The organism is Marinobacter sp. bablab_jr003, assembly GCF_016464245.1.
Lineage (GTDB): Bacteria > Pseudomonadota > Gammaproteobacteria > Pseudomonadales > Oleiphilaceae > Marinobacter > Marinobacter vinifirmus.
This window is the reverse complement of the sequence record NZ_JADARC010000032.1, coordinates 1-26,657: the sequence shown is the minus strand read 5'-3', so window position 1 is coordinate 26,657 and position 26,657 is coordinate 1. Positions and strand designations below refer to the sequence as shown.

The 26,657-nt window shown below is 58.6% G+C and carries 28 protein-coding genes and 1 rRNA gene; 20 read left to right on the top strand and 9 right to left on the bottom strand.

Annotation, left to right across the window (positions count from 1 at the left end; translation table 11 throughout):
- Positions 1 to 59 precede the first annotated feature (59 nt).
- Genes H3Z84_RS01855 through H3Z84_RS01845 form a run of 3 tightly spaced genes read left to right on the top strand, consistent with a single transcriptional unit; the run spans position 60 to position 3,906 of the window.
- A complete protein-coding gene (locus tag H3Z84_RS01855; RefSeq protein WP_323126943.1) occupies positions 60 to 782 on the top strand; it encodes a glycosyltransferase family 2 protein in 723 nt (240 codons plus the stop codon).
- Positions 782 to 2,881 (top strand): hypothetical protein, encoded by a 2,100-nt coding sequence (locus H3Z84_RS01850; protein WP_199456053.1) that lies wholly within the window; start codon positions 782 to 784, stop codon positions 2,879 to 2,881. The genes H3Z84_RS01855 and H3Z84_RS01850 overlap by 1 nt, the downstream gene beginning before the upstream one ends.
- Entirely contained in the window at positions 2,878 to 3,906 is a 1,029-nt protein-coding gene (locus H3Z84_RS01845) for an HlyD family secretion protein (RefSeq protein WP_199456052.1), read from the top strand. The genes H3Z84_RS01850 and H3Z84_RS01845 overlap by 4 nt, the downstream gene beginning before the upstream one ends.
- 176 nt (positions 3,907 to 4,082) lie before the next feature.
- Here the strand turns inward: H3Z84_RS01845 and H3Z84_RS01840 are convergent, their stop codons facing one another.
- Positions 4,083 to 5,081: a lipid A deacylase LpxR family protein gene (locus H3Z84_RS01840; protein ID WP_199456051.1), complete on the bottom strand. Its 999-nt coding sequence runs from the start codon at positions 5,079 to 5,081 to the stop codon at positions 4,083 to 4,085.
- A gap of 870 nt (positions 5,082 to 5,951) precedes the next feature.
- The gene (gene gcvA / locus H3Z84_RS01835; protein WP_199456050.1) at positions 5,952 to 6,836 is read right to left on the bottom strand and encodes a transcriptional regulator GcvA; all 885 of its coding nucleotides are present in this window, start codon (positions 6,834 to 6,836) and stop codon (positions 5,952 to 5,954) included.
- A 125-nt stretch (positions 6,837 to 6,961) separates the two neighbouring features.
- Here gcvA and H3Z84_RS01830 point away from each other — a divergent pair, with 125 nt between their 5' ends.
- Positions 6,962 to 7,129, top strand: coding sequence for an RSP_7527 family protein (locus H3Z84_RS01830; RefSeq protein WP_199456049.1), 168 nt, complete (start codon positions 6,962 to 6,964; stop codon positions 7,127 to 7,129).
- A gap of 59 nt (positions 7,130 to 7,188) precedes the next feature.
- Here H3Z84_RS01830 and H3Z84_RS01825 read toward each other — a convergent pair whose 3' ends face one another.
- Both H3Z84_RS01825 and H3Z84_RS01820 read right to left on the bottom strand, forming a co-directional pair.
- Entirely contained in the window at positions 7,189 to 8,313 is a 1,125-nt protein-coding gene (locus tag H3Z84_RS01825) for a putative sulfate/molybdate transporter (RefSeq protein WP_199456048.1), read from the bottom strand.
- 41 nt (positions 8,314 to 8,354) lie between these two features.
- Positions 8,355 to 9,239: a helix-turn-helix transcriptional regulator gene (locus H3Z84_RS01820; RefSeq protein ID WP_022989805.1), complete on the bottom strand. Its 885-nt coding sequence runs from the start codon at positions 9,237 to 9,239 to the stop codon at positions 8,355 to 8,357.
- 117 nt (positions 9,240 to 9,356) lie between these two features.
- Here H3Z84_RS01820 and H3Z84_RS01815 point away from each other — a divergent pair, with 117 nt between their 5' ends.
- The 7 genes from H3Z84_RS01815 (at position 9,357) to H3Z84_RS01785 (ending at position 14,920) form a co-directional block, all read left to right on the top strand.
- Positions 9,357 to 10,055 carry an ABC transporter permease gene (locus H3Z84_RS01815; protein ID WP_199456047.1) on the top strand — a complete coding sequence of 233 codons (699 nt, stop codon included), beginning with the start codon at positions 9,357 to 9,359 and terminating at the stop codon, positions 10,053 to 10,055.
- Positions 10,052 to 10,795: an ATP-binding cassette domain-containing protein gene (locus tag H3Z84_RS01810; RefSeq protein WP_199456046.1), complete on the top strand. Its 744-nt coding sequence runs from the start codon at positions 10,052 to 10,054 to the stop codon at positions 10,793 to 10,795. Before H3Z84_RS01815 ends, H3Z84_RS01810 begins: the two co-directional genes overlap by 4 nt.
- Before the next feature lie 42 nt (positions 10,796 to 10,837).
- On the top strand, positions 10,838 to 11,644 hold the full coding sequence (locus H3Z84_RS01805; protein ID WP_199456045.1) for a substrate-binding domain-containing protein: 807 nt from the start codon (positions 10,838 to 10,840) through the stop codon (positions 11,642 to 11,644).
- A gap of 64 nt (positions 11,645 to 11,708) precedes the next feature.
- Positions 11,709 to 12,578 carry a formate dehydrogenase accessory sulfurtransferase FdhD gene (locus H3Z84_RS01800; RefSeq protein ID WP_199456044.1) on the top strand — a complete coding sequence of 290 codons (870 nt, stop codon included), beginning with the start codon at positions 11,709 to 11,711 and terminating at the stop codon, positions 12,576 to 12,578.
- Positions 12,571 to 13,158, top strand: coding sequence for a molybdenum cofactor guanylyltransferase MobA (gene mobA / locus H3Z84_RS01795; protein ID WP_199456043.1), 588 nt, complete (start codon positions 12,571 to 12,573; stop codon positions 13,156 to 13,158). The genes H3Z84_RS01800 and mobA overlap by 8 nt, the downstream gene beginning before the upstream one ends.
- Positions 13,155 to 13,646: a molybdopterin-guanine dinucleotide biosynthesis protein B gene (mobB, locus tag H3Z84_RS01790; RefSeq protein ID WP_199456042.1), complete on the top strand. Its 492-nt coding sequence runs from the start codon at positions 13,155 to 13,157 to the stop codon at positions 13,644 to 13,646. The genes mobA and mobB overlap by 4 nt, the downstream gene beginning before the upstream one ends.
- On the top strand, positions 13,643 to 14,920 hold the full coding sequence (locus tag H3Z84_RS01785; protein ID WP_199456041.1) for a molybdopterin-binding protein: 1,278 nt from the start codon (positions 13,643 to 13,645) through the stop codon (positions 14,918 to 14,920). Before mobB ends, H3Z84_RS01785 begins: the two co-directional genes overlap by 4 nt.
- On the opposite strand, the gene H3Z84_RS01780 is transcribed toward H3Z84_RS01785, so the two are convergent.
- From H3Z84_RS01780 to H3Z84_RS01765, 4 genes are read right to left on the bottom strand one after another with little or no spacing between them, the layout of a single operon-like run.
- The gene (locus H3Z84_RS01780; protein WP_199456040.1) at positions 14,921 to 15,397 is read right to left on the bottom strand and encodes a DUF6505 family protein; all 477 of its coding nucleotides are present in this window, start codon (positions 15,395 to 15,397) and stop codon (positions 14,921 to 14,923) included. It lies immediately after the preceding gene.
- Positions 15,394 to 16,098, bottom strand: a complete 705-nt coding sequence (locus tag H3Z84_RS01775; protein WP_199456039.1) for a biotin/lipoate--protein ligase family protein — start codon at positions 16,096 to 16,098, stop codon at positions 15,394 to 15,396. Before H3Z84_RS01775 ends, H3Z84_RS01780 begins: the two co-directional genes overlap by 4 nt.
- On the bottom strand, positions 16,095 to 16,940 hold the full coding sequence (locus H3Z84_RS01770) for an Mrp/NBP35 family ATP-binding protein (RefSeq protein WP_199456038.1): 846 nt from the start codon (positions 16,938 to 16,940) through the stop codon (positions 16,095 to 16,097). Before H3Z84_RS01770 ends, H3Z84_RS01775 begins: the two co-directional genes overlap by 4 nt.
- A 19-nt stretch (positions 16,941 to 16,959) precedes the next feature.
- Positions 16,960 to 18,939 (bottom strand): 4Fe-4S binding protein, encoded by a 1,980-nt coding sequence (locus tag H3Z84_RS01765; protein ID WP_199456037.1) that lies wholly within the window; start codon positions 18,937 to 18,939, stop codon positions 16,960 to 16,962.
- 142 nt (positions 18,940 to 19,081) lie between these two features.
- Between H3Z84_RS01765 and H3Z84_RS01760 the strand changes: the two genes are divergently transcribed.
- From H3Z84_RS01760 to H3Z84_RS01725, 9 genes are all read left to right on the top strand, one after another.
- Positions 19,082 to 19,660, top strand: a complete 579-nt coding sequence (locus H3Z84_RS01760; protein ID WP_199456036.1) for a DUF3305 domain-containing protein — start codon at positions 19,082 to 19,084, stop codon at positions 19,658 to 19,660.
- Positions 19,660 to 20,283: a DUF3306 domain-containing protein gene (locus H3Z84_RS01755; RefSeq protein ID WP_199456035.1), complete on the top strand. Its 624-nt coding sequence runs from the start codon at positions 19,660 to 19,662 to the stop codon at positions 20,281 to 20,283. The genes H3Z84_RS01760 and H3Z84_RS01755 overlap by 1 nt, the downstream gene beginning before the upstream one ends.
- A gap of 92 nt (positions 20,284 to 20,375) precedes the next feature.
- Positions 20,376 to 20,987, top strand: coding sequence for a TorD/DmsD family molecular chaperone (locus tag H3Z84_RS01750; protein ID WP_199456034.1), 612 nt, complete (start codon positions 20,376 to 20,378; stop codon positions 20,985 to 20,987).
- A 41-nt stretch (positions 20,988 to 21,028) separates the two neighbouring features.
- The gene (locus tag H3Z84_RS01745) at positions 21,029 to 21,217 is read left to right on the top strand and encodes a hypothetical protein (RefSeq protein ID WP_199456033.1); all 189 of its coding nucleotides are present in this window, start codon (positions 21,029 to 21,031) and stop codon (positions 21,215 to 21,217) included.
- 87 nt (positions 21,218 to 21,304) lie between these two features.
- On the top strand, positions 21,305 to 24,190 hold the full coding sequence (locus H3Z84_RS01740; protein ID WP_416225841.1) for a formate dehydrogenase subunit alpha: 2,886 nt from the start codon (positions 21,305 to 21,307) through the stop codon (positions 24,188 to 24,190).
- Positions 24,191 to 24,205: 15 nt separating this feature from the next.
- The gene (fdh3B, locus tag H3Z84_RS01735; protein ID WP_199456032.1) at positions 24,206 to 24,814 is read left to right on the top strand and encodes a formate dehydrogenase FDH3 subunit beta; all 609 of its coding nucleotides are present in this window, start codon (positions 24,206 to 24,208) and stop codon (positions 24,812 to 24,814) included.
- Positions 24,815 to 24,902: 88 nt separating this feature from the next.
- On the top strand, positions 24,903 to 26,075 hold the full coding sequence (locus tag H3Z84_RS01730) for a formate dehydrogenase subunit gamma (RefSeq protein ID WP_199456031.1): 1,173 nt from the start codon (positions 24,903 to 24,905) through the stop codon (positions 26,073 to 26,075).
- Entirely contained in the window at positions 26,072 to 26,197 is a 126-nt protein-coding gene (locus tag H3Z84_RS17160; protein WP_266096169.1) for a hypothetical protein, read from the top strand. The genes H3Z84_RS01730 and H3Z84_RS17160 overlap by 4 nt, the downstream gene beginning before the upstream one ends.
- Positions 26,190 to 26,429 (top strand): sulfurtransferase TusA family protein, encoded by a 240-nt coding sequence (locus H3Z84_RS01725; protein WP_036219863.1) that lies wholly within the window; start codon positions 26,190 to 26,192, stop codon positions 26,427 to 26,429. The genes H3Z84_RS17160 and H3Z84_RS01725 overlap by 8 nt, the downstream gene beginning before the upstream one ends.
- A gap of 100 nt (positions 26,430 to 26,529) precedes the next feature.
- Here the strand turns inward: H3Z84_RS01725 and rrf are convergent.
- Positions 26,530 to 26,643: ribosomal RNA gene (gene rrf, locus H3Z84_RS01720) — 5S ribosomal RNA — on the bottom strand.
- Between the last annotated feature and the right edge of the window lie 14 nt (positions 26,644 to 26,657).

Here is a 26,657-nt window from a genome sequence, read left to right as displayed (position 1 = left end):
TCCCGCGCCGGACGTTTTGATGGGGAAATCAGGCAGCCTGCCAAGGTGGCAGCTTTGCCGTGGAATCAGTGGCAGCTTTCGCGTGGAATGGGTGGCAGGCTTCGTCTGGAATCAGTGGCAACCTTGGTCTGGAATACGCATCGGGTGCCTTCGGAGCCTTCCGGCGCGAATTCCTGCTTCACATCGGCGGCTGGGACACTCATACCGCGGAGGACTTGGACCTCACACTTCGGATCAAGAACTATTTTGGACGGCGTCCGTTTCGTATCCCATTTGAGCCTGCAGCGATCGGATATACGGACGTGCCTGATACGTTTCGATCGTTTTTCATGCAGCGCCTTCGGTGGGACGGTGATCTCTACTTCCTGTACATCCGAAAGCATGCCGACAGCATGACCCCCCGCCTGATGGGCTGGCCCAATTTTTTGATGACGCTTCTCAGCGGCTTGTTCTTTCAACTGGTTTTACCTTTCCTGATCGTGGGCTACACGATGGTGGGCCTGGTAGTACTTCCATTGGAAGCCATGCTGATGCTCTTTGCTGTGATCTATCTGGTGTACTTCGCGACGACAGTCATGTTTTACCTGACTGGCCTGATCCTGGTATCAGAGCGTCCAAAAGAAGAGCTTAAAATGTTGCCCCTTTTACCGATTTTCCCGCTGTTCATGTTCCTGCTTCGTTGCTGGGGCGTCGTCTGCACACTTAACGAAATGTTCCGCCGAGGCCACGAAGAAAGCGGCATGGCACCTTGGTGGGTCCTCCGAAAAGGCAAGCGCTTCTGATGCACCAAAGCCTGTTTTTGCCCCTTACGCTACTCTTCGCCGTCTACTCCGGAGCCTCCCAGGCCGTCACCCTGGACACGCTGCTAGCCGAGATGACCGACAGTGCGGACGTGCGTGCTCTTGACGCTGAACGGGAAAGACTGGCGATAGAAAAGGAGTACCGAATAGAGGAACGTGGCTGGTCCGTTTTTGGTGGTGCCGATATGGGCTACATCAGCGAAATTCAGCCCGGAGGTGATCTGGACAGATATGGTGGCTATGGAGTCAGAGTCGGATTGCGGTATCCGCTGATGGGCACTCTGGATAAACGAAACGAGGCTGTTACAGACTCTGAGCTGGCTCTGATCCGGCAGAAGCACGAAACTTTTGACCAGCGTTCCACTCAGCGTTTTTTTCTTCGGCAGAGCTATATCGATTGGTGGCACGCTTCAGCCATCAGCGGCCAGTGCGAACAATGGCGAGCGGTTGCTGCAAACGAACTGGCAAGCGCGCGGGAGCGAGCCGGCCAGCAGTCACTCAGAACATCGGAGCTGCAGTGGCTGGAGCAGCGATGGGACCGCGTTATGCGATCCTGCGAAAGCAGTGAGAGACACCGCCTGTTGTTGCGCGAGCGCACGGGCCGTCTCTCGGGAGCCGCTCTAACCCAGAGTGCGGAGCCAGAGCGCCCTTCGCTCGCTGACCGTCCAGCGCCTTTGGCCCACTGGTGGCATGCCATCAACAAGCACCCGACCGTCGAAGCCCGCAAACGGGCACTGGAAACTGTCGCTAACGACCGCCAGGATCACTGGTCAGACCGCATTGATTCTAACTTCACTATTTCCCAGCAGTTAAACCGGCGGCTGGATACAACCGGCACCGGCAGCGGGCTAGTCGCTGGCGTCACCTTTGAAGTTCCACTTGGGGCGCTTGCGGGCAATCACCATGAATCGCCTGGCAAAGCCCAGTACCGGGCGAGCCGTGAACGCCTGACCGCCGAAAGGGACCAATGGCGACTCTACCTGGAAGATAACCTGATCCGTTATCACGATGCACTGGATGACGTGACTGAAGCTATTGAACAGCGTTCCCTAGCCAGCCGGCTTCGTCAGGAACGCCAACAACGACTGACACTGGATTCCGAGCCCGGCTATATGGCGCTGCGTACCGCCAGATTGGAGGAAGTCGAGTCCCATCTGAACCTTTATCGAGCTTGGCGCGGCGCATTGAAAGAGCTTGCGGGCCTGATGAGAGTGGCAGAACACAGTGACGAAACCAGTGAGTTGCTGGGAGACGAGGTTTTTGAATGGCCCGGAGACGAAACGCCCTTGAGCAATCAAGAGCCCGTTCGGGCGGTTTATCTTTGGGAAAGCCAACCGCTGTTGGGCTCCTCTTTGCAAAGGCAAGGCCACTTGCAGGCATTGGCTAAAGCGGGTTTCAACCAGCTTTACCTGGGCCTGAACAGTCGCCAGGTGCGTCAGCCTGAGGGTCTTCAAAGCTCAATAGCTGCCCTTGTGCGCGAGGCCCGTGATCTCCAAATCCGTGTAGACCTGCTACTCGGCGACCCTCTCTGGTTAACTGAGGAGCATCGCGGAGATCTGGCGCGATTGATCAGCCAGCTGTCTGATCTTCCCTTTGCCGGGCTGCACCTGGACCTTGAGGTAGAGCAATTGGGGTGGCCCGTGCCAGAGCGGCGCCTGCAACAATGGATCAAAACCGTGAACGTTGCTGTTGATGCCAGCCCCTGGCCAGTCACCCTGGTCAGCCACCATCGCTGGTTTACCGGTCAAAATGAAAACAGCACCTGTGTTCCCTGCCGACTTTCAGAACTCGGAATTCGAGAGGTTTCCCTCATGATCTACACCACTCGCACAGAAAGGGCGGTAGAGCTGATGGATGTTGCGAGACAGCAGTGGCCGCAGCTTTCTTTTCGGTTAACACAGAGTGTTGAATCGACTCTGCCGGACTCGCAGAGCTGGCATAGTCTTACGCTTGAGGATCTGGTCGGGATCGAAGAGTCGTTCGGGCACAAAGACATTTTCAGTATCGAGTGGCAGGACTGGCGCAACCACCCTGCGTATCCCGGACAACCAGAGGGTTCTCAACCCAGGAGCAACCCATGAAGGTACGTTTTTCCAGTCAGAAAGAGCAGGACCCAACCCGAGAAGAGGGCATGAAAGTGCTCTATGCGCCGGGCAAAAGGGCCGCCTTCCGCCTTCGCTGGTATCTGATTCTTTTGCTAGTGGCGAGCCCTTTTATCTGGTTTGTTGGCAGTCTGATTATGGAGGTAGCTCTGACCGAGGCGCCGGCCCGTACTAACCTGCCAACGGCCGATGTGCGGGCCATGCTCACTGGCTCTTTGGATAAGTTGCATGTTCAGCCGGGTAGCCGTGTCCGAGAAGGCGAGATGCTCGCATCCATGCGTAACGAATCACTGTTGACACAGAAGGCGACACTGGAGGCGTCGCTATCAGGCGGGCACGTTGCTTCTGACAATGAGCTTCAGCGAAGCAGTCTGAATAGACGCGTGGAGCGGGCTAGAACCCGGGTTCGGGAGCTTGATCAGCTGGTTGCCGTGGGAGCTGCAACAAGGGGCGAGTTATTGGCCGCCCGGGACCAACTGGATAGTCGCCTGTCAGAACTTGCAAGCTTCAGGCAAAGCTTGCAGCCACAGGCTGCGGAGCAGCAAGCCCGTTCACGCGATCGCTTGCTTTTGGAACAGGTCCGCCAGCAACTGAACCTGTTAACGGTGACTGCGCCAATGAACGGTATCGTTTCTGAAATAGCGGTGGTGGAAGGGGAAACTGTCGGTGCAGGAACACGGCTTATGGGGATCAGGTTGCAAAAAGAACCCACCGTTGAGGTGTACCTGAAGCCCGAGCTGGTTGACCTGGCACAACCCGGACAGCCCTTGTCGCTCCGATTCCCTGACGGCACCTGGATGAAAGCGCAGGTCGTAGGCGTGCCCCAGGAATCCAGGAGGCTGCCGCCCGACCTGCGTACACCATTCAGTGATCACGAGTTAGGCCTTGTCGTGATTGCCGAACCAGAGTCAAAGCTACCCGAAAAATGGCGATTAGATAACATACCGCTGAGAGCGCGTTTTCCCAATCCTTGGCTTAGGTGGTGGAATTTCTATCGTTCCTAGGCTCGGTCTGATGACAGTTATCTCGGGTTGGAAGATCTTACTTTGGACCCGCCTTAACTGGAGCGCACGGAATAGCTTGTTGCTTAGCCACGGCAACTGAATAAATGTTCGCTTTTGTTTAACAGCGAGAACAAGCCGCCACCACATCCCGTAAGCAACGGTCAAAACCGACAGTTCTATATTGCCCAAGAGACTGACAACGTCCCAAAGCTGAAGTTGTCTTTATGACGCTCGTCTTCGCTAGTCGTGGCACGCAGTGTGACAGAGGCCAGCAGGTGATCCCACTGCCAGGTAGCACCCAGGCCGAGCTGACCGATCAACGGCCCTTCGTCGAAGCGGTAAGCCCTCGCGTTGTCGTCGATGTAGGAGTAGCCTAGATAATCAACGCCCAGCCCTACATACACGGACCAGCTACTGCCTGAATCGTTAAACGAACCCGGCAAAGCGATGGTTGAAGAGGTGCCAGCGTAGTCCGGCACAAAATTCATAGGAAGATGTCTGCCAAGCTGCCAGACCAACCCGGTTTTGACGGAGGTTCGAAAACTCGACAGTAGCGCGGACCCAATAACCGACACACGCTGTTCAATGTTGCCGCCCTGCCCGGCTTGCAACAGTTTTCGGCCATGCGCAGCCTGAATGCCACCTACCACGTCGGTTCCAAGCTGATTCCCCCACCCTTGCGGCTTGTCGCTTCCAGTGGCTTTGTGCACCCATTTCTGAACCGACTCGGCACCGCTTTCGGGCCCAATAACGCCAATGTGAGCACCAAAGCCGGTAATCGTATCGGCGTTCCAGCTCCAGAGAGTGCCGCTGAGCGACAGGTGGCCGGCATAGGGAATGTCGTCGAACTGCGGACCTTCAACCGTGATATCTTCAGGTGTGACCATGAATTGCCGCAAACTCAGGCTTACCGCCTGCTTTGAATCGGCAGTTCCAATACCTGGCAGAAAGCGCAGCTCATCACGCAGAACCCGGGCAAATTTTGCTGACCTTCCATCGCTCTCGTCAGCGGTGTCCGTCAGATACGACAACCGCACCCCGTTTGTATAGCCGCGATCGGTTCCGGTAAGCAGGTCGTTATCCCAGGACAGGTTCACGACTTCAGCCTTCAGGTTGGTTGGGAAAACACTAATGACGAAAAACAGCAGGAGGGCACATCCGCAGCGACAACTCAAATCCAGTCTCTCCGGTTGATACAAGAGTTAACGAGCATGGCCTATGTCGAGTCATACCGTTACAACGGCCATTCAATCAGATGTGCAGACTAAGTCGCTTTCCCTCGCTTTTCTAGTTCCCTCCCATCGACGCGGTCAGCTTTTCCGGATTAACGTGCCGCCAGACTGAGGTAAGAACACCCAATTACTTTAAAAGTTCAGCTGTAGTCAATCGACTTTACAGGTACCGGTTCTTTGTGTCAGGTAAGCCTGAGTTACTACACTTTATTCTAATCGCCCCAAGTGTCAGCCAGGTGGTTAGCCGAAACCATCCCCCGTTATTCACGATAACCTCTGATGCGGCCAACCCTTGACTATTAACGAGTGCCGATGGGTGATACTCTCTCGCAAAATATAGCTTTCTACAGGCGGACTTTCGGACTACCCCGCTCGACTACTGTCCAATTTCGGACAGTTAAAACCAGACATTTTTTCTGAGCTTGAAGTTCGCATAGTAAACTGCAAAACTAGAAATTAAGCAGTCGGGGCAGTGGTCATTCTGTCCAGTTAGAGCCATCTCTAACCTGACAAATGTGTGCCCAAACTTGGGATAAAACGTGTAACTAGCGGTGTTAAAAGAACTTTTTTGAACTTCCGCCCGGCCTGTAAGTTACTGACGAACAACGATTTAGACCCACCGACCTCACTCCAAACCGCCCCCAATCGGCGCCCTCCGGAGGCAGAGGTCAGAGGTTCGAATCCTCTCGGGCGCGCCATGAATATCAAGGACTTGCGTGAAAGCGCAGGTCCTTTTTTTGGCTTGTGCCCAAATGGTGCCCAGGCAGTGCCCTGATATTCAGGCACCCTTACGATCCTTACTGCAATAGCCAACTACGCCTGCAACTCATCCATCAACCAGTTCCTGAATGCCTCCATGCCTTTGGTGAGCGGCCGGTGTTTCCGGTAAACCAGGTAGAACGCTTTTTTGGTATCGAGCGGGATATCAAAAGGCACCACCAGTTTGCCGGATTCGATTTCCCGGGAGATCAGGGTCTGGTCTGCCAGGGCCACGCCGAGATTCTCCTGGGCTGCGGCAGTAGTCAGCTGGCTGCTGGACAACTGCATGGAGCCTTTGGGGGTAATAAATTCAACCCCGGCCTTCTTCAGCCAGTTATCCCACTCCCAGGTTCGCTTGCTCACGTAGATTAACGTGTGATTGGCCAGGTCTGAGGGCTTCTCAAGCGGTGGCCCGGTCTGCAAGAGGCCAGGGCCGCACACGGGCACCAGCATTACTTTACGCAGAAACTCCACTTCAATGTCGTCCCACTCGCCATTCCCGTAGTAAACCGCCATGTCTGTGCTGGTCCGATTGAAATCCAGTAACCCCATAGACGCATTGATCTGCAATTCGACATCCGGAAATAACGCGCGAAACCGGGACATCCGCGGCATCAACCACCGGATGAGGAAATTGGGCGCTACGCTGATCTGCACCACGCTGGCACCCTGGGTCGCCGAGAGCCGTTGCGTTGCCATTTCGATCTCATCGAATGCGTGCTTTACAGACGCCAGGTACTGCTCCCCCTGAGGGGTCAGAGTCACTTTTCGGTTGCTCCGATGGAACAGCTCTACACCTAAAAAATTCTCAAGCGTCTTAACCTGGTGACTGACCGCTGACGGAGTGACGAACAATTCCTCCGAAGCCCCTGAAAAACTTAGGCTTCTTGCTGAAGCCTCGAACATCTTCAAGGCATTTAAAGGTGGAAGTCGACGCATAGGGGCAAACCCTTATCGTGAATTTTTCTCAGCATTGCGCTTAGAATTTATCGCTTTTTGATCGGCCTGGAAGCTCGTAGCATAAGCACCATACAAATTGCCAGTCACCCTCAGGAGGCACCATTATGAATCGGCAAGACAGCAACATCGTTACCCAGGCAGAAGTCGACCACTATATCGCCCTGGCGACCGAATACCGCAACCAGTACATCAAAGAGCAGTTCAGCCAACTGGTAAAAAACATTAAAGAGCGTTTTCATGGCATGACTGCTCGGGTATCTACCAGCCACTGATATCCTGGGCACATCCGAGCAGCCTCCCGGTATGTCCTGTGCAGCGGGTGGCCAGTACGCTAGGCAATCTTTTGCCGGCGCACCCAGGCCGCCCGAAGCACTTCCGCGATCATCCCCGCAAGAAGCCCGAACACCGGGTCAGCCCATACTGTGACCAGCGCGGTTACGCCTATCACGGGCCAGCATGACGGCCTGGCTGTCCACAGACGTTTCGACGACGCCAGCTCTACAGCAGCAACCAACAGCAGGGCTCCCAGACCTGCCGCGGGAATGGCCGCAATCACCGAAAGCCCTCCCGGCATCAAAGCCACCAGCAACAGCCCTGCTCCCAGCAAGACGGGTGCCACACCGGTTCTGGCACCGAAGCGATAGTGCGCCGCCAGCCCCCCGGCTCCGTGGCACATAGGCAAGGCACCGAAGGGCACCAGGCAGAGGTTGGCCAGGCCGGTGCTTAACGACAGGCGCGCCGGCGAGACGCGATGAGCCTGTTCTCCGAAATAGTCTCCCGCCAATAAGGCGGTTAGCAGGATTGCGTTTGTTAATGTCAGGGCTAACTGTGGCAGCGCCAATACCGAAAACCCTTGCTGCCAGTCACTCAGGCCCGGCAGTTCGGGCCAGTGGAATGCAACTGCATCCGGCATCGCCAGCGAAAGCCCCGGCGACCCTGTTACTGCGCCAACGGCCAAAGACACCGCCAACCCGATCAGCGTTGCCGGCCAGGCAGGTAACCGCCACAGAATAAAGACCAGCACCAGCAACGTGGCCAGACCCGCCAGCCAGGACGTCGCCATCAAATCCAGGCTCATGCCAGCCAGCAAGAGCCCCAGCCCCAGCTGAAGGCCGCTCAGTATCGATCCCGGAACCAGCCGAGCCACTCGGTTGATCCATCCGCTCACCCCTAACAGCAACATGATGGCACCGATCAGAATACCACTGGCCACCAGGCTTTCGTGGCTTACCTGGGTGGTCAGCAGTAATGCGGCAACCGCTTTCATCGGCTGTACCGGGATCGGCAGGCGATAATATAACCCGGTCGCAATGTAAAACACCGCAAACCCCAGCAGCACAGGCACCGGCGCAAGCCCGGCAACCGCAATCGCGCCAAGGCTCAGGGGCAGCAGCATGCCGATATCGCCTAGCGCGCCGCTGACCTCTCTTACCCAATCTTTTCGGGTTGTAAGCATGCTGGCTCCTGTTCCACCCGTCTCTCTAACCTGGCAACTCGTCAGGCGTTATAAACCACTCGCCCCAATTCACGGATATCATAGCCACCCAGTGCATCGGCCCGTTGGGCAAAACGCTCACTGCCGGCAAAGGCCAGCAGCTGCTGCATGGCCGGCTCAAAATAGTGGCGACGGCGCATGGCCAGGTCGAAATGTTCCTGTTGCAGCGGAATAAACGCCAGCCCCTGCCGGCGTGCCGCCGCTTCAATGCCAATGCCGATATCCGCCTCACCCTGCCGGATAGCTAACGCAAGATCATCCTCACTGAGTGACGGGTGCGAAGCCCAGCCGAGTTGCTCTGCATCGATTCGATGGCGGGCAAGCAGGCTCTGCAACAAATGGCTGACACCGGCATCGGGCTGGCGGTGGGCAACCCGAATACCAGGGCGGGCGATATCTTCCAACCGTGCAAGTTTATGGGGATTATCGGCAGCCAGGAGCAGCCCCTGTTGTCGTTTCGCCCACCGGATCAGCACCAGGTCACGCATCCCGCCCAGCCCCAGTGTAGCCGGGTCGTTGTACCGCTGGCTTTCGGCATGCCAGATATGCATACCGGCAAGCAGCGCCCGCCCGTTAATCAGCCGCTGCACCCCATCGCCACTGCCCTGGCACAACAACGCCAGTTCCGCGCCGCTTTCCTTCACGGCCCACTCCAGTAGCGGATCCTGGCTACCGGCCAGAACCGGCGGCGTGGGCGCGCTGACAGCGTCGTCCCCTTCCAGGTGGTTCATCAACCACAGGTCAATACGCTGGCGCGGAAACAGCAGCTTTCCGGTCACCCGCACACAGGGAATCACGCCCTGACTGACCAGGTCGTAGATTTTACGCTCCTTCAGGCGCAGGTACTCGGCGGCCTCTGCGGTGGTGAGGTAGGTGGGAAGGGACATTGCTTTCTCCTGCTGTCCGGCAAAGCATACTGCTGTTTTTGACTGCATATATTTCAGCCGGCTGTGCAAAGCGTAGTTAGAAACGCCACGATGCTCAAATAATAAGGAGACGCAGCTTTGGAAAACAATGCGTTCTATGTGGCGCTTTCGCTACTGATCAACTTCGACGCCGCGCTGTTTCAGATCGTGATGCTGTCCCTGCAGGTGTCGCTTATGGCGGTACTGATCGCCGCCGTACTCGGATTTCCGCTTGGCGCCGCGGTGGCACTTTGGCGATTCCCCGGGCGTGGCGGCGTCATCGTCCTGCTCAATGGCCTGATGGGGCTGCCTCCGGTCGTGGCCGGGCTCATGGTGTACTTGCTGCTCTCCCGTGCCGGCCCACTGGGTGAGTTCGGGTTTCTGTTCACCCCCGGTGCCATGGTTATTGCCCAGGTGGTGCTGGTGTTGCCGATCCTCGCCGCACTTTCGCGCCAGAAGGTAGAGGAAATGCTGGGCGAATACCGGGAGCAGTTCGTGTCTCTGGGTATGTCTCGGGCCCGCATGATGCCCACCCTGTTATGGGATGCCCGCTTTGCCCTGTTAACCGTGCTGCTGGCCGGTTTCGGCCGCGCCAGTGCCGAAGTGGGCGCGGTGATGATGGTGGGCGGCAACATCGACGGGGTAACCCGGGTGATGACCACCGCCATCGTGCTGGAAACCGGCAAGGGCAACCTGCCGCTGGCACTTGGGCTTGGCATTGTGCTGCTGACTCTGGTGATGCTGATTAACGCCGGCGCCTACATGGTCGGTGAACTGACCCGGAGGCGGACAGGATGACCTCATTGAGCGCCTCACATCGGGTTTCCTCAACCATTGCCCCTCCGCCGGCACTGCGGTTTGAGGGCGTGACCTTCAGCCATGAAGACAAGGTGCTGCTGGGGCCCTGTTCCTTCACCCTGGACGGCATTGGCCCCACCCTGGTGATGGGGCCTAACGGAGCCGGCAAAAGCCTGCTCCTGCGGTTGGCCCACGGATTGCTTTCGCCCGGTCAGGGGAAGGTCTCGTGGTCCGGCGGGACACCCCCGCGCCAGGCCATGGTATTCCAGCAACCGGTGCTGTTGCGCCGCTCCGCGGTGGCAAACCTCATCCACGCACTGGCCGTGAATAATGTTCCCCGGCGGGAACGCGGCAAGCTTGCGCTTGGCGCCCTCGAACGCTTTGGCCTGGCTGCCTGCGCAAAGACACCGGCCCGGTTGCTCTCCGGCGGCCAGCAGCAGCGCCTGACGCTGGCCCGGGCCTGGGCACTTTCGCCCCAGGTGCTGTTTCTGGATGAACCCACTTCTGCGCTTGATCCGGCAGCCATCAAGGCGGTAGAGACCGCCGTCCGTGATTTTCACCAGCGGGGAACCCGCATCGTGATGACCACCCACGATATCCACCAGGCCCGGCGCCTTGCCGGCGATGTGTTGTTTTTATCGGGCGGAAAGCTGCGCGAGCACACCCCTGCTGAAACCTTCTTCAACCAGCCCGTTTCCCCACAGGCTCAGGCATTTGTGGCCGGCGAACTGGTCGAATAGTTGTTCCGAAAGATGCCCTTACCCACGAACGGAGAAAACAAAATGAAAAAAACCCTGAACCTGGTACTTGCCGGTGTGACGGCCATGGGCCTGGCACTCAGCGCCCATGCCGAGGATTACATTACCCTGGCCTCGACAACTTCCACCGAGAACTCGGGGCTGTTCGACTCCATCTTGCCCAAGTTTGAAGAAGCCTCCGGTATTGCCGTACGGGTGGTGGCCGTGGGTACCGGCCAGGCGTTTGAACTTGCCCGCCGGGGCGATGCCGACAGTCTTCTGGTGCATGACACGGCCGGCGAGAAGCGGTTTATCGAAAACGGCTACGCCACCGAGCGAGCTGATGTCATGTATAACGATTTCGTGCTGATTGGCCCGGAGAGTGATCCTGCGGACGTCCGCAGCGCCAAAACGGCAGCGGAAGCCTTCGCAGCCATTGCCAATGCCGAGGCACCCTTCACGTCACGGGGCGACGATAGCGGCACCAACCGCGCTGAACTGCGCCTCTGGGAAAATGCAGGGGTTGAGCCAGACGGCGACTGGTACCGCGAACTGGGCAGCGGCATGGGGCCAACCCTGAATACCGCAGCGGCCATGGATGCCTATGTCATGTCAGACCGGGCCACCTGGGTAGCCTTCGGCAACCGCCAGAACCTCACCCTGGTCTTTGAAGGCGACGATGTGCTGTTCAACCAGTATGGCAGCCTGTTGCTGTCTGAAGAAAAGCACCCTCACCTCAAGCACGACCTGGCCACCAAGTGGCACAACTGGTTGATTTCAGAAGACGGCCAGCAGGCCATTGCCGACTTCAAGGTGAATGGAGAGCAGCTGTTTTTCCCGAACGCCAAATAGGCTAATCTCTGGCAATCTATGTAGAGGCTGCGTTCTGCAGCCTCCATAAGACGGCCAGAGCAAAATGACGATTGATTCCATACTTCCAGATCCTCAAGACCCCCGGCTGTCCCGTTCAGTCGAGGGCGTTGACGAAACCGGTCAACCGAAGTCGATCAGCGTTATCGAAGAACGCCCCCTGACCATCTACCTGAACAGCCAGGAGATTGTCACGGCCATGACCATCGGCGATCACCCGGAATACCTCGCTCTTGGCTTTTTGCTCAATCAGGGCATGCTGAAAGCAACCGACCAGGTTACCGGCATCGATTACGACGAAGAACTCGAAGTGGCCGTGGTTCGCACCGCCGGCACCACAGACGTCGAAGACAAGCTGGAGAAGAAAACCCGCACTTCCGGCTGCGCCGTTGGCACCGTGTTCGGCGATATGATGGCCGGCCTTGAAGGCCTGGCACTGCCTGATACCCCGGTGCACACCAGCACCTTCTACGACCTTTCGTACCAGATTAACCACACCCCCAGCCTGTACATGGAAACCGGCGCCATTCACGGTACTGCGCTATGCCAGGGCCGCCAGATCCTGGCCTATATGGAAGACGTGGGGCGCCATAATGCCGTCGACAAGATCGCAGGCTGGATGTATATCAACGGCATTACGGCAGCTGACAAGGTACTCTATACAACCGGCCGCCTGACATCCGAGATGGTGATCAAGACTTCCCTGATGGGCATTCCGACGTTGATCAGCCGGTCCGGCTTCACCGCCTGGGGCGTGGATATTGCCCGTCAGGTCGGGCTGACCCTGATCGGGCGGATGCGAGGCAAGAAGTTCACCTGCCTCAGTGGCCAGCACCGACTGGTGTTCGACCAGGACCTTTCACAGGTGCCGGATGAAGACAAAAAAATGCGTCGAAAAGGGGCTGAACATGAGTAAGTGCGCCGTCATCCTGGCCGGCGGCCAGGCCAACCGCATGGGCGGTGTTGATAAAGGCCGGTTGATGCTGGGCGATCAGTCCCTGATCCAACGGGTTATCGGCCGAATTACGCCGCAGGTAGACGCTGTGGTGCTAAATGCCAATGGCGACCTGGGCCGCTTCGATGATCTGGGCTTGCCCGTGGTCGCCGACTCCATACCGGATTACGCCGGGCCCCTGGCCGGCATTCTGGCAGGCATGGACTGGGCCGCTGAACAGGGCCATGACTGGCTGTTCAGCGTGGCGGCAGACACGCCGTCATTTCCCCTCGACCTGGTCGAACGCCTGTCCGGCATCGACGCTCCGGTGGTACTGGCGGCAACTCCGGACCCGGAGCGTGGCCGGATACCCCAGCCAACCTTTGGCCGCTGGGATGTTTCGCTGCGGAACGACCTGAGGGCGGCGCTGAACGACGGCGTACGCAAAATCCGCCAGTGGACGCTGGCCCATGGTGAGTCGCTGGTGATGTTCGATGAGGCGGACTTTTTCAACATCAACACACCGGAAGACCTGGCCTGGGCGGAGCAGCACCTGAAATGAACGTGATCGGCTTCGTAGGCTGGAAGAATTCTGGCAAGACCACCCTGGCCAGCGCAGTGATTCGTGAATTATCCGCCCGGGGCCTGAACGTCAGCTCGATCAAGCACGCCCATCACCTGGTGGATGTGGACCAACCGGGAACCGACAGCTACAAACACCGGGAGGCCGGCGCACAGGAGGTCATCCTGGCGGGCGGCCAGCGCTTTGCCATCATGCATGAACTCCGGGGCGCCAGGGAGCCAACGCTGGACGAGTTGCTAACCCGGCTGGGCCCCTGCGATTGGGTTGTGGTAGAGGGTTTCAAAACCCACTCTCACCCCAAAATCGAGGTGCACCGAAAGGACAGCACCCGCGCCGCCCTGTATCACGAGAACTCCAGCATCGTTGCCGTCGTGGCAGACTATGCTGCGGATTTCCCAGGCCCGGTTTTCGACATCAACGATGTCTCCGGAATCGCTGACTTTATCCTGAAGCGTGAACCGTCATGAGCAGCAGCGCCAATCAAGAAAGCACCGTAAAACCGCTTCGTAACGACTGTTTTGCCCTGCCTCCCGGCGTGAACTGGACGCCGGTCGACGAGGCCCTGGAGCGTTTGCGATCCCGTTTACACCCGGTGGTGGGTGTGGAGCAGGGCGTTCCTCTCTCGCAGCTGAACGGCCGCATACTGGCCACAGACGTGTTTGCTCCCCGGGCCCACCCGCCCAGCAACAATTCCGCGGTTGATGGCTATGCGTTTGCCGGCCCCCTGACCGAAGTGCCTTGCTCACTGCCGCTGGTAGACGGCCGCAGCGCCGCCGGCGAACCCTATAGGGAACAGGTTCCCGCAGGCCACGCTATCCGCATCCTCACCGGAGCAGTCATGCCAGCAGGCACAGACACGGTAGTGTTGGAAGAAGACTGCGACGTCATCAATGGCCAGTTGCACCTGAACGGCACACTGAAGGCAGGCGCCAACCGGCGCCTGGCCGGAGAGGATATCCAGGTGCAGGACCGGATTCTCAACGCCGGTATCCGCCTGACCCCCACCCAGATTTCCGTACTCGCCAGCGTGGGCGTGGAATCCGTTGACGTTTACCAGCGCCTGCGGGTTGGCGTGCTGTCGACCGGCGATGAAGTAAAGCCCGTTGGCGCCCCGGTCACTGACTGGCAGATATACGATGCCAACCGCCCGATGCTGAGCTCGATGATCACGCAGCTGGGCTATGAACTGGTCGACCTGGGCCATGTGCTGGATCGGCCTGACGCTGTGAAAGAGGCGCTGGAGCGCGGCGCGGAGCAGTGCGACCTGATCCTCACCAGCGGCGGTGTTTCTGCCGGGGATGAAGACCACGTGTCGAAAACCCTGAAAGCCCATGGCGAGATCAGCAACTGGCGCATTGCCATCAAACCCGGCCGCCCCCTGGCCCTGGCCATGTTCAAGGGCACACCTGTGGTGGGCCTGCCGGGTAACCCGGTTGCCGCCTGGGTTTGTGCATTGCGCTTTGGAGCGCCCGCCATGGCCTTGATGGCCGGTGCGGAATGGTTTGAGCCCCAGGGTTATCTCGTGCCGGCCAACTTTTCCAAGAACAAGAAACCGGGGCGCAGCGAGATGTTGCGCGCCCGGGTTCGTGACGGAAAGGTTGAGGTATTCGGTTCCGAAGGCTCCGGTCGGGTCACCGGCCTGGCCTGGTCTGAGGGCATGGTCGAGCTGGACGAAAGCGCCCGGCAGATCGAACCGGGCACCCCGGTAAAGTTCATTCCCTACGGCAGCTTCGGTCTGTAATCAATCGACGCTGCCGTGCACCGCAAAGGCCTCCAGCGAGGCATCCTGCGGGGCCCGGGAACGGTAGGTTTCCTCAACCCCAAGATCGGTCAGCCGGCGGCTGACCATCAGCAGGGTATTGTCTTCGAAGTCCTCACACATGGTGCGCATCTGGTCGATTTCTTCGCAGGCCACGGGATAGGCCGCATCAATATCCGGCGCGCCGTAGATCTCGACAAAGGTTTGCGCCAGGGTCTGGCGTAACTGCTCCAGTTCCGCTTCGGTGATGTTGCACACCCCCACAAAACTGGCTCGGCCACCAGACTCGATGCTGTACCAGCCGTTGCTGAAGGCCTGGCGGGCCTTGCCCTTCAGGTCTGCTTCGGTCCAGTTGGAAAACTCGAAGCCGCCGGAAATGGCCCACTCACCACTGGGGGCCGGGTTTTCAAAGACATTTTCATCGGATACGTCCAGCCTCAGGGTTCGTGCCAGCTTCATACATGCTCCGCGAATTCAATCAAGCTCACTGTTTCGGTCATCACACCCTCCCGCAGCAGCATCCGGCCTTTTTCATCCAGCCCGACAAACAGCCCGGGCTTCGGATACTCGATCGTTTTACCCAGGGTGTCGCAGCGGGGCCGCCATTCGTTGTGTACCCGCTCGAACCCGCTGTCCAGGAAGTAGGTCAGCCATAACAGGGTGTGTTTGGACCAGCTTTCCAGCAACGCCATGGGCGTGATATCCACACAGCCTTCCTCGTGCAGGCAGGTTTCATTCGGGTTGGCACCTGGCTCACCGCCTGCCGGGGTAAAGGGCACATCAATGCCAATCACCAGCCAGTTAGGGAAGGCTTTCGGATCGGATACGTCCGCCGCAAAGCGGACGCTGCCGCAGACAGCACCATTCACTTTGATTCGATCGGGCCACTGGAAATGCACCGGCACTTCCGGCGGGGCCAGGGCGCCCAGGCTTTCCGCCAGCCCGACCTGGGCCACGTAGACAGCCTGGATGGCTTCTTCCAGGGGCGTTTCCGGTGCCAGCACAAGGGCCGCATGCAGGGTGTCGGGGGCCTCCGAGTAGAACACCGTACCCGAATCAACCCCGGCAATGGCCCGGCTGACCGCCTTGGCAAACGGATCCATGTGCCTCGGCACCGCTTCGCCGGTGAGCAACGGCGGGAACTGGGGTGACTGCATCATCGGATGGCCCGGGCGTAGATGTCAGAGGCGATGATTTCATCGGCAATGCGTTGGAAAGCTTTGGCCTGCGGGCTCTCGGGCTTGGAGACCACGATCGGCACACCGCCGTCCGAACCCAACCGGATATCCAGGTCGAGCGGGATCTCTCCGAGGAAGGGCGCGCCAAGCTTTTCAGCCTCAGCCCGGGCACCGCCGTGCCCGAACGGGTGATGCTCTTTGCCGCAACCGTCGCAGATAAACGACGCCATGTTCTCGATCAAACCGAACAGAGGCACATCCATGCGCTGGAACATGTCGATACCCTTGCGCGCATCCATCAAGGCAATATCCTGGGGCGTGGAGACCACAACAGCACCGGCCACAAAGAATTTCTGGCTCAGGGTCATCTGCACGTCACCGGTCCCCGGGGGCAGGTCCACCAGCAGAACGTCCAGCCGGCCCCACTCCACCTGGTTCATCATCTGTTGCAGGGCGCCCATCAGCATGGGGCCACGCCAGACAATGGCTTCGTCTTCCGGAGCCATCAAACCCAGAGACATCAGCGTTACCCCATGATTTCGCAGCGGCAGGATGGTATGGCCATCGGGGCTGGACGGGCGGCCTGAAACACCTAGCATGCGGGGCTGGCTGGGGCCGTATACGTCGGCATCCAGCAGCCCTACTTTCAGGCCTTTCGAGGCCAGCGCAACCGCCAGATTCGACGCCACCGTGGACTTGCCCACGCCGCCCTTGCCCGAGGCAATGGCAATAATCCGGTCAACGCCTCTCGGGTTCTTGTCCTGCGGCCGCGGCGCGTCGGTGCCAATCAGGTTTTCTTTTCCTACTTCGGTGTATTGAACCATGTTACTTCCCGTTTAGTGTTCAGCTGTCCCGATAGTCGTCACTGGTGCGAACCCGGGGGCGCTCACCGCCCGCCATGGGTGCGTTGTTGCCATGGTACTGGGCCTTGACCCGACAGTCGTCGCACATTTTGATCAGCTGAACATTATCAGACTTGGTGTACATCCAGTGCTGGTTCTCCAGCTTTTCAACAATCCGGTTAATGGTGCTGGCAACACCAAACGGCTCTCCACACTGGATGCACTCGAAGGGTTCCTCGCCATGCAACGGCCGGGGGCTCAGCGCGTCCTTCGACAGATCCAGCTGAGGCTTCAGGGTAATGGCCGTCTCGGGGCAGGTACTCTGGCAGATGCCACACTGGACGCAGGCGTTTTCGGTAAAGCGGACTTCTGGCCGATCAGGGTGATCACCCAGGGCCCCGGTAGGGCACAGCGACACACAGGCCAGGCACAGCGTGCACTTATCGGAATCAATCTCGACGGCGCCATAGGGTGCGCCGGCCGGAAGCGGAATCGGCGCCTCGATGTTATCTGCCATCGCATTGGCCGTTACCCGGGTGATGTCACGGCGCCCGCCCACCAGCAGTACCGGTTCACTCACCCGCCCGGCGTTGTCGCCCGCGGCACAGAGTTCGATGGCTTCGGTAACCCGGACCCGGCTGGGAGAGTTACGGGTGCCCGTCAGCATGGCCTGGGCCAGTTCAACTTCCGCCGCAACCGCCCGGCGGTCAATCTCGTTGTCCGGCAGAATCAGCACTTCCGCGTAACCGGCACCGAAGGCTGCCATGATTTCAGCGTGGCCAACCCGGTCGATGTGCTCCAGGCCGAGCGGGATCAGATCGTCTGCCAGGCCATCGTCGTAACGGGCCAGGTAGGCAATCGCCTCAGCGCCGGCGTCCAGGGTATGAAACACCAGCCTCGGGGCCTCGCCAGATTGTTCGCGATAAACCCGGGCCATCACCTCCAGGTTTCGTGTGATGGCTTCGAAGGAGGTCTCGTTCATGGTAATCGCAGAGGTTGGGCAAACCGCCGCGCAGGAGCCGCAACCGGCACAGATATCCGAGTCGATCTGGATATGTTCGCCGGCAGAGAAAATGGCCTCGGTGCAGCATACGTCCAGGCAACGGGTACAACCCGGCTGATTGGCCCGGGAATGGGCACACAGGGATTCTTCCAGCCGGAAGTACACGGTCTTCTCGAACTCGCCCACCAACTCCCTTGCGTTCAGGGCAATGCGCTCAAGCTCCCCGGCCTTGGCCGGGTCGGCCCAGAAGTATCCGTTACGTTTCTCGTGGCTGGGGAATGCCGGACCCATGCCGCGCAGGTCGATAAAGATGTCACATTCACTGTGGGCGGTGGCTTTCGCCTCGCCGTAACCGGGCTCGCCTCGGCCGGCGGGATTCATCATCTGCAGGCCGGAAAACTCCAGCTTGAAGTTGCCCAGTGCGCCATAGGCACCGGTCAGCTTGCCCTTCGCCACGTCATAGGCCGCCGAGGGCAGTTGTACCGGCCCCGCATCATTAACGATACAGGTCACGCCGAGTTCGTCCTGCACCAGTTCGGCCATGCGTATGGCCTGCTCGGTGGGGCCGACAACGCAGCATACGCCGCTGGAACGGATGGTTTTCACCGGTGCCATGGGCGCCGGTAACTGAGCCGCGGCCATCAGCGCTGCCTGCTTGGCATGGAGGCGTTTCGGATTAGCCTGCGGCGCACTCCATCCGGCGCGATCCCGGATATCGAGGGTGCTCAGGGGCGCGGAATGCTGAATCTCCGCCTGTATATCCTCGCCCAGGCGCTCGAACAGAGCCGCCTGCTGGCCACAGGCAATAAGGACTTCGTTTGCGCCACTCAGGTGCTCCGCAGCGGTTTTCATGTCTGTGCCGCACAGCTGGTCCACCACGATGACCTGCTCGGCTGCCGCGGCCGCCTGCAGTGCCTTCGGATCAAAGCTCTGTGTTTTGTCACAGGTGCATAACAGTAGGGTCTTGTGTGCCGTCATCAGGAATTTGGCTCTTTTCGTTGCTTTTCTGCGTATACAGATTAATTCTGACTTTCGAGCATGCCACAGGCTTTTACGTAAGGACAATTGGATAATTGTTTGTGTCCTGCTAGCTTAGGGCTATGACAAAACGAGAATTCCCATGAGCAGTCGTACAGAGCATTGGAAACGTGAGTTACAGGTGGGGGCCGTTGTACGCCGTACCCCGGGGATAACCCGCTGGGCGAAGGACATCTGGAAGCCCGTGGCGGTGATACCCGGCGCTCCGGAGGCGTTCTGGAAAGAGCTGGTTCGCGAGGGCGAAGTGGTCGATTACCACGCGGGCACGGTCACCATGGAGTTGTTCCGCGCGGATGTGGAGGGCTACCTGGTCTCCCTGAATATGGCCGTGCCTTCAGTCTGGATTGTCATGGACAAGGACCAGACCGGCCAGTCCCCGTCTGGCTGGGTGGTCAGCACCGTTACCGCCAGTGCCCATGAGGCGCTGGATTCCCTGGATAGTGGCGAAAGCATTGTCGAACCGGTTCCGATTCCCGAGTCCCTGGCGGCCTGGATCAAGGAATTTATCGACATGCACTACATCGAGGAGCCCTTCAAGAAACGCCGTCGCAATGAGGTTGCTGTCGACACCGTAGAAGACGGCAAGGGCGACCCCCGGATTCGCCAGGAAAGCGACGTTTACCGCGCCCCCTCCAATATCAAGAAGCCGAGGGTTCACTGATGGCTGAGTCACGTCTTCAGCGCTGGGCGCGCAAAAAGGCCGAAGCGGGCAAACCGGCCGAACCTGTTCCTCCCCAAAGCAATGACCCCGAGCCTTCACCCGAGGAACAGGAGCTCGCCCTCAATGAAGCCCTGCCCGAGCAGGAGGTGCTGGCGAAGTACCACCTGCCCGATCCGGACACCCTTGAACTGGGTGCGGACATCACCGGCTTCATGCGTAAAGAGATTCCGGAATTACTGCGCCGCAAGGCCTTACGGGCACTGTGGAAAACCAACCCGGTACTGGCGGTGCTGGACGGCCTGAATGACTACGATGAAGACTATACAGATGCCGCCCTCGCCACCAAAACCGTAAACACCCTGTATAAGGTGGGACAGGGCATGTTCGATAAGAACGCCCGCCGTGAAGAACAGGGCGACACTCAGGCCGAGCCCCAGGCGAGCTCTCCAAACGTGATTCCCCCTGCCCCCAAACAGGCGCCACCTGTGAGCGCTGACAATGAACCGGCACCCGAAACCCCGGTCATACCTTCCGCAGAGCCTTTCTCGGCCGAGCCGGCTTCTTCAGAAACCCAGGAAGAGTGGGAGCCGCGCTACAGACCGAGGATGCGTTTTGAATCCTGAAGGCCGGAAGTATGATTGCACCGGATACAGGTTAGGGCTATAACTTACAAATGACTGTCTAAAAGTCGTACAAAAACCCGAAGGAAAAAGACTTGTCTGATACCGCTGCACTTCAATGCCCCCGCTCGATCACTGACGAAGACCGCGCCCGGGCCCAGATCTACCAATTACTGGCTGTATTGTTAAGCAGCCCGCCTTCGGACGAGCTGCTCAAAGGGCTGGCGTCCTTACAGGGTGACGACACCCCCCTGGGTTCCGCCTACAAAAACCTGGCTGCCCTTGCCCAACGTACTACGGCGGTCGACGCCGAGCAGGAGTTCAATAACCTGTTCATTGGCGTAGGCCGGGGTGAGCTGTTGCCCTATGCCAGTTATTACCTGACCGGCTTCCTGAACGAGAAACCGCTGGCAGACCTGCGTACCGACCTGATGACCCGGGGCGTCAAGGTCAGCGACGGCGTTAAAGAACCGGAAGATCACATCGGTACCCTGTGTGAAATCATGGCGGGCATTATTACCGGCGAATTCGCCTGCGACAGCGATGTGTCATCACAGAAAGCTTTTTTTGACGCCCACATGGCAAAGTGGGCGGCGTTGTTTTTTACGGATCTGGAAGAAGCGCAAAGCTCAGTCCTCTACGCTCCGGTCGGCTCGCTGGGCCGGGCCTTCATGGCGGTAGAGGCGGATGCCTTTGCAATTCAATAACCGGGATCTGCCCGATCCCTTAACTCAGGTGGAGGAGTCCGATGGACAGCCCGAAGCGTGAAAACAGTCGGCGCCGTTTCCTGCAACTGGCCGCATCCGCAGCACCCGCTGCTGTTGCCATGGCCGTTGCACCGAACGCTGCAGCCGGGGTGGCAACAGACGCCCCGAAAAGCAGCGGTCTGCGCGACACTGAACACACTCGCAAGTATTTCGAATCGGCTCGCTTTTAAGGATGCGTGAATCATTCAAGGTTGCGTGACGCTCTTGGATGATCACACCTCCGGAAAAACGAGAATAAAAAGAGAGAGGTAGGTGACATGTTACGGAAGAAGACCAACGGGGTTGCGAAAGGCCCCCGTAAAGGATCTTTACTTTCATCCCTCGCTGCCAAGACTATGGACCGTCGTAGTTTTCTGGCGGCTTCCGGTGTAACGGTGGGAGGCCTGGCGGCCTTATCACTGACATCGGGCCGGGTTCAGGCTGCAACCCCATCAACCGAAGGTGGGGAAATGGTGCTTAAAAAGTCTGTATGCACCCATTGCTCGGTAGGCTGCACCGTGATTGCCGAGGTACAGAATGGCACCTGGGTCGGGCAGGAGCCCGGATGGGACAGCCCGTTCAACCTGGGCTCACACTGCGCCAAAGGCGCTTCTGTGCGGGAGCACGCCCACGGCGAACGGCGTCTGAAGTACCCCATGAAAATGGTCAACGGCCAGTGGCAGAAGATTTCCTGGGATACGGCCATTAACGAAATCGGCGACAAGATGCTGCAGATCCGTGAGGAAAGCGGCCCTGATTCCGTCTACTGGCTGGGCAGTGCGAAATTCAGCAACGAGCAGGCCTATCTGTTCCGTAAGTTTGCGGCCTACTGGGGCACCAATAACGTCGACCACCAGGCCCGAATCTGCCACTCCACCACCGTCGCCGGTGTAGCCAACACCTGGGGCTACGGTGCGATGACCAACTCGTACAACGACATCCACAATTCCAAGGCCATTTTCATTATCGGGGGCAACCCGGCCGAGGCGCATCCGGTGTCCCTGCTGCACGTCCTGAAAGCCAAGGAAGAGAACAACGCACCGCTTATCGTGTGTGACCCGCGCTTCACCCGCACAGCCGCCCATGCCGACGAGTATGTGCGTTTCCGCCCGGGCACTGACGTAGCGCTGGTCTGGGGTATTCTCTGGCACATCTTCGAAAACCGCTGGGAAGACAAGGAATTCATCCGTACCCGCGTATACGGCATGGAGCAGATTCGCGAAGAGGTCAAACGCTGGAACCCAGAGGAAGTCGAGCGGGTAACCGGCACCCCCGGCGCACAGCTGGAACGTGTCGCCCGCACCCTGGTCAATAACCGTCCGGGCACGGTGATCTGGTGTATGGGGGGTACCCAGCACTCCAACGGTAACAACAACACCCGCGCTTACAGCATCCTGCAACTGGCACTGGGCAACATGGGTGTCGCTGGCGGCGGTACCAATATTTTCCGTGGCCACGACAACGTTCAGGGCGCTACCGACCTCGGCGTACTGGCAGATACCCTGCCCGGCTACTATGGCCTGGCGGCTGGTTCATGGGCCCACTGGGCGCGGGTCTGGGAAGAAGACATCGATTGGCTGAAAGGCCGCTTTGCCACCCTGGACAGGAATGGCAAAACCAAACCCATGATGAACGAGAAAGGTATCCCGGTTTCCCGCTGGATTGATGGTGTCCTGGAAGCCAAGGAAAACCTCGAGCAGCCTGACAACACACGGGCCATGGTGCTGTGGGGCCACGCGCCCAACTCGCAGACCCGTATGCTCGAAATGAAAGAAGCGATGGAAAAACTGGACCTGCTGGTGGTTGTAGACCCGTTCCCGACCGTGTCAGCCGTGCTGCACGATCGCAAAGACGGTGCCTACCTGCTGCCGGCAACCACCCAGTTCGAAACCCGCGGTTCCGTTACCGCATCGAACCGTTCCCTGCAGTGGCGTGAAAAGGTCATCGAGCCGTTGTTCGACTCCAAGGTCGACCACGAGATCATGAAGCTGTTTGCGGACAAGTTCGGCTTCACCGATCGCATGTTCCGCAATATCGCCATTGAGGGCAACGAACCGGTGGTGGAGGACATCACCCATGAGTTCAACCGTGGCATGTGGACTATAGGCTATACCGGCCAGTCGCCTGAGCGCCTGAAGAAACACATGGCCAACCAGCATCACTTCGACAAGACCACCCTGCGCGCAGTCGGTGGACCTTGCGATGGCGATATCTACGGTCTGCCATGGCCGTGCTGGGGTACGGCGGAAATGAACCACCCGGGAACACCGAACCTGTACGACATGTCGCTACCGGTGTCCAAGGGCGGCCTGACTTTCCGCGCCCGCTTCGGTGTTGAGCATAACGGCAATAACCTGTTGGCCGATGGCGTGTACTCCAAGGATTCCGACATTAAGGACGGCTACCCGGAGTTCACCATGCAGATGCTGATGGACCTGGGCTGGGATAAAGACCTCACAGCCGAGGAACGTGCCAGCATTGATGCGGTGGCAGGCCCCGAGACCAACTGGAAAACCGACCTGTCCGGCGGCATCCAGCGTGTGGCCATCAAGCACGAGTGCGCACCCTTCGGTAACGCCAAGGCCCGCGCCATCGTCTGGAACTTCCCGGACCCTGTGCCTCTGCACCGTGAACCGCTTTACACCAATCGGCGCGATCTGGTCAAAGATTACCCGACCTACGCCGACAAGACCTTCTGGCGCGTGCCGACCCTGTATGAGTCCATTCAGAAGAAGGATTTCAGCAAGGACTTCCCCATCATTCTGACCTCCGGCCGTCTGGTTGAGTATGAAGGTGGTGGTGAAGAAACCCGCTCGAATCCCTGGCTGGCGGAACTGCAGCAGGATATGTTCATCGAAATAAACCCGCGTGATGCCAATAACCTGAACATCCGTGACGGTAAAGACGTCTGGGTTTCCGGCCCGGAGGGCGCACGAATCAGGGTTAAGGCCATGGTGACCGAAAGGGTTGGCGAAGGTGTTGCCTTCATGCCTTTCCACTTCGGCGGGCACCTGGAAGGAAAGGACCTGAGGGACAAATACCCGAAGGGTTCCGATCCTTACGTACTGGGTGAATCCACTAACACCGTTCAGACATACGGGTACGACTCGGTCACGCAGATGCAAGAGACCAAGTGCACCCTGTGTGCGATCGAACCAGCATAACAAGAGGTGTAGACCATGGCACTTGAAGGACAAGCAAGAGCAAAATTCCTTTGCGACGTCGAGCGCTGCATCGAATGTAATGCCTGCGTAACGGCCTGTAAAAACGAGCACGAAGTCCCCTGGGGCATCAACCGTCGCCGAGTGGTAACCATCGAAGATGGCAAACCGGGTGAGCGCTCGATCTCGGTAGCTTGCATGCACTGTTCAGACGCGCCCTGTATGGCGGTTTGTCCGGTGGACTGCTTCTACCAGACCGAGGACGGCATCGTGCTGCATTCCAAGGACCTGTGTATCGGTTGTGGCTATTGTTTCTACGCCTGCCCGTTCGGTGCGCCCCAGTTCCCGCAAGCGGGCAACTTTGGCAGCCGCGGCAAGATGGACAAATGCACCTTCTGTGCAGGCGGTCCTGAGGAAGACAATTCCGCAGCCGAGTTCACCAAGTACGGCCGCAACCGTATTGCGGAAGGCAAACTGCCGATCTGTGCGGAAATGTGCTCTACCAAAGCCCTGCTTGCCGGTGACGGCAACGAGGTGGCGGACATCTATCGCCAGCGCGTGGTTCACCGTGGTTTCGGTTCCGGCGCCTGGGGATGGGGCACAGCCTACGAGAAGAAAGGTGCATAAGCTGATCTGAACGAAGTTCCGGAGCTCCCCGAGCTCCGGAACTTCTTCAGTCACAACACCTTCTTGCAGATTCCGCTGGAGTACTCTGATGAACAAACGTCTGTTGGGTGCCGCCGCCCTTGTGCTGGCGTCACTGATATTCAACCCTGCCTGGGCGCAAGAGGGCCCGGAGGTTGACCGCACAGCAACCGGGGGTGCGCAGACCCTCGAAGATATCATGCGCCGCCAGGAGCAGCAGAAACTGGACGACAGTTTCCGGTCCGAAAATCTGGGCAATCCTGAGAAGGCGGCACCAATCACAGAACAGCTGGGAACCCGGGGCGGCGTCTCGGATGCCGACACCTGGCGCGCGATTCGCTATAACCAGATCGACCCCACCGTGCAGTCTCCGGGCCCGGCCAATGGCGTCATGATCCAGGACGGGGGCATCAGTTGGTACAAACTGCGGGAAGGACCCATCATCACCTGGGGCGGTGGTGCCCTGCTGGGGATCATCGTGCTGCTCGTGGTGTTCTACTTTGTGCGTGGCAAAATCATGATTGATGGCGGCCCTGCGGGCTCGACCATTGAACGATTCAAAGCCATAGAGCGGTTTGGTCACTGGCTGCTGGCCGGCTCGTTCATAGCCCTGGGCGTAACGGGGCTGCTGACCTTGATGGGCCGCAGTTTCCTGATCCCGGTGATCGGGCTCGATGCCTTTTCGACCCTCGCAGTCGGTTCAAAGTGGCTTCACAACAACATTGCCTGGGCATTCATGCTCGGCCTGGTTATGACATTTGTGATGTGGGTAGCGCATAACATACCTGACAAACTAGATTGGCAGTGGATCAAGGCGGGGGGCGGCATCTTCACCAAGGGCCATCCATCGGCCAGGAAATTCAACGCAGGCCAGAAGGTCGTTTTCTGGACCGTGATGCTGCTGGGTGTGTCTGTCTCGCTTTCCGGATTATCGCTTCTGTTCCCCTTCCAGATGCCTCTTTTTGGCGACACCTTCGGTGTCATCAACAGTATTCTGGGCACGGGCCTGCCAACAGAGCTGACACCACACGAGGAAATGCAATATGCCAACATCTGGCATTCGATCGTGGCATTCGTGATGATGCTGGCCATCATCGCCCATATCTATATCGGCACTGTGGGTATGGAAGGCGCATTCGATGCGATGGGTAGCGGCCAGGTTGACCTGGAATGGGCTCGCCAGCACCACGACCTCTGGGTAGAAGAGGAAGAGGCCAAACAAGGCAAAGGAGGATCATCATGAAGGTAATGATTTCCGCATTTGTCGTAGCATTGATCATAGCCTCGCTCGCCCCGGTTGTTCTGAACCAGTTCGGCTGGTCTTCAGCGGAACAGGGCAGCAGTGAGAGTGTACGACTTGACTGATCAAACCGAGGTATACCAGATCGATGCCGTCGGCTTGGTATGCCCCCTCCCTATTCTCCGCTTCAAGAAACGCACCCAGGGGTTACCCAGCGGGACCCAGGTCGAGTTCCTGGCCGATGACCCCAGTGGCCGTAAGGACATGCAGGCGCTGTGCGATATCACAGGGCACCGGATTGAATGGATTCGCGAGGAGGAGGCCGGCGTGCTCCGCTATCGGATTTGCCTGGCTTAGAGAGAATGCCTTTGGATTCTTTCTGCAGACTTTCATTTTTCCCAGACCTGAAATGAAAAAACCCCCGGCAGCAACGCTGTCGGGGGTTTTGGTATTAAGAGCCTGACGATGACCTACTCTCACATGGGCGAACCACACTACCATCGGCGCTGGTCTGTTTCACGTCTGAGTTCGGGATGGGATCAGGTGGTTCCAGACCGCTATGGTCGTCAGGCAAAACGGATGATC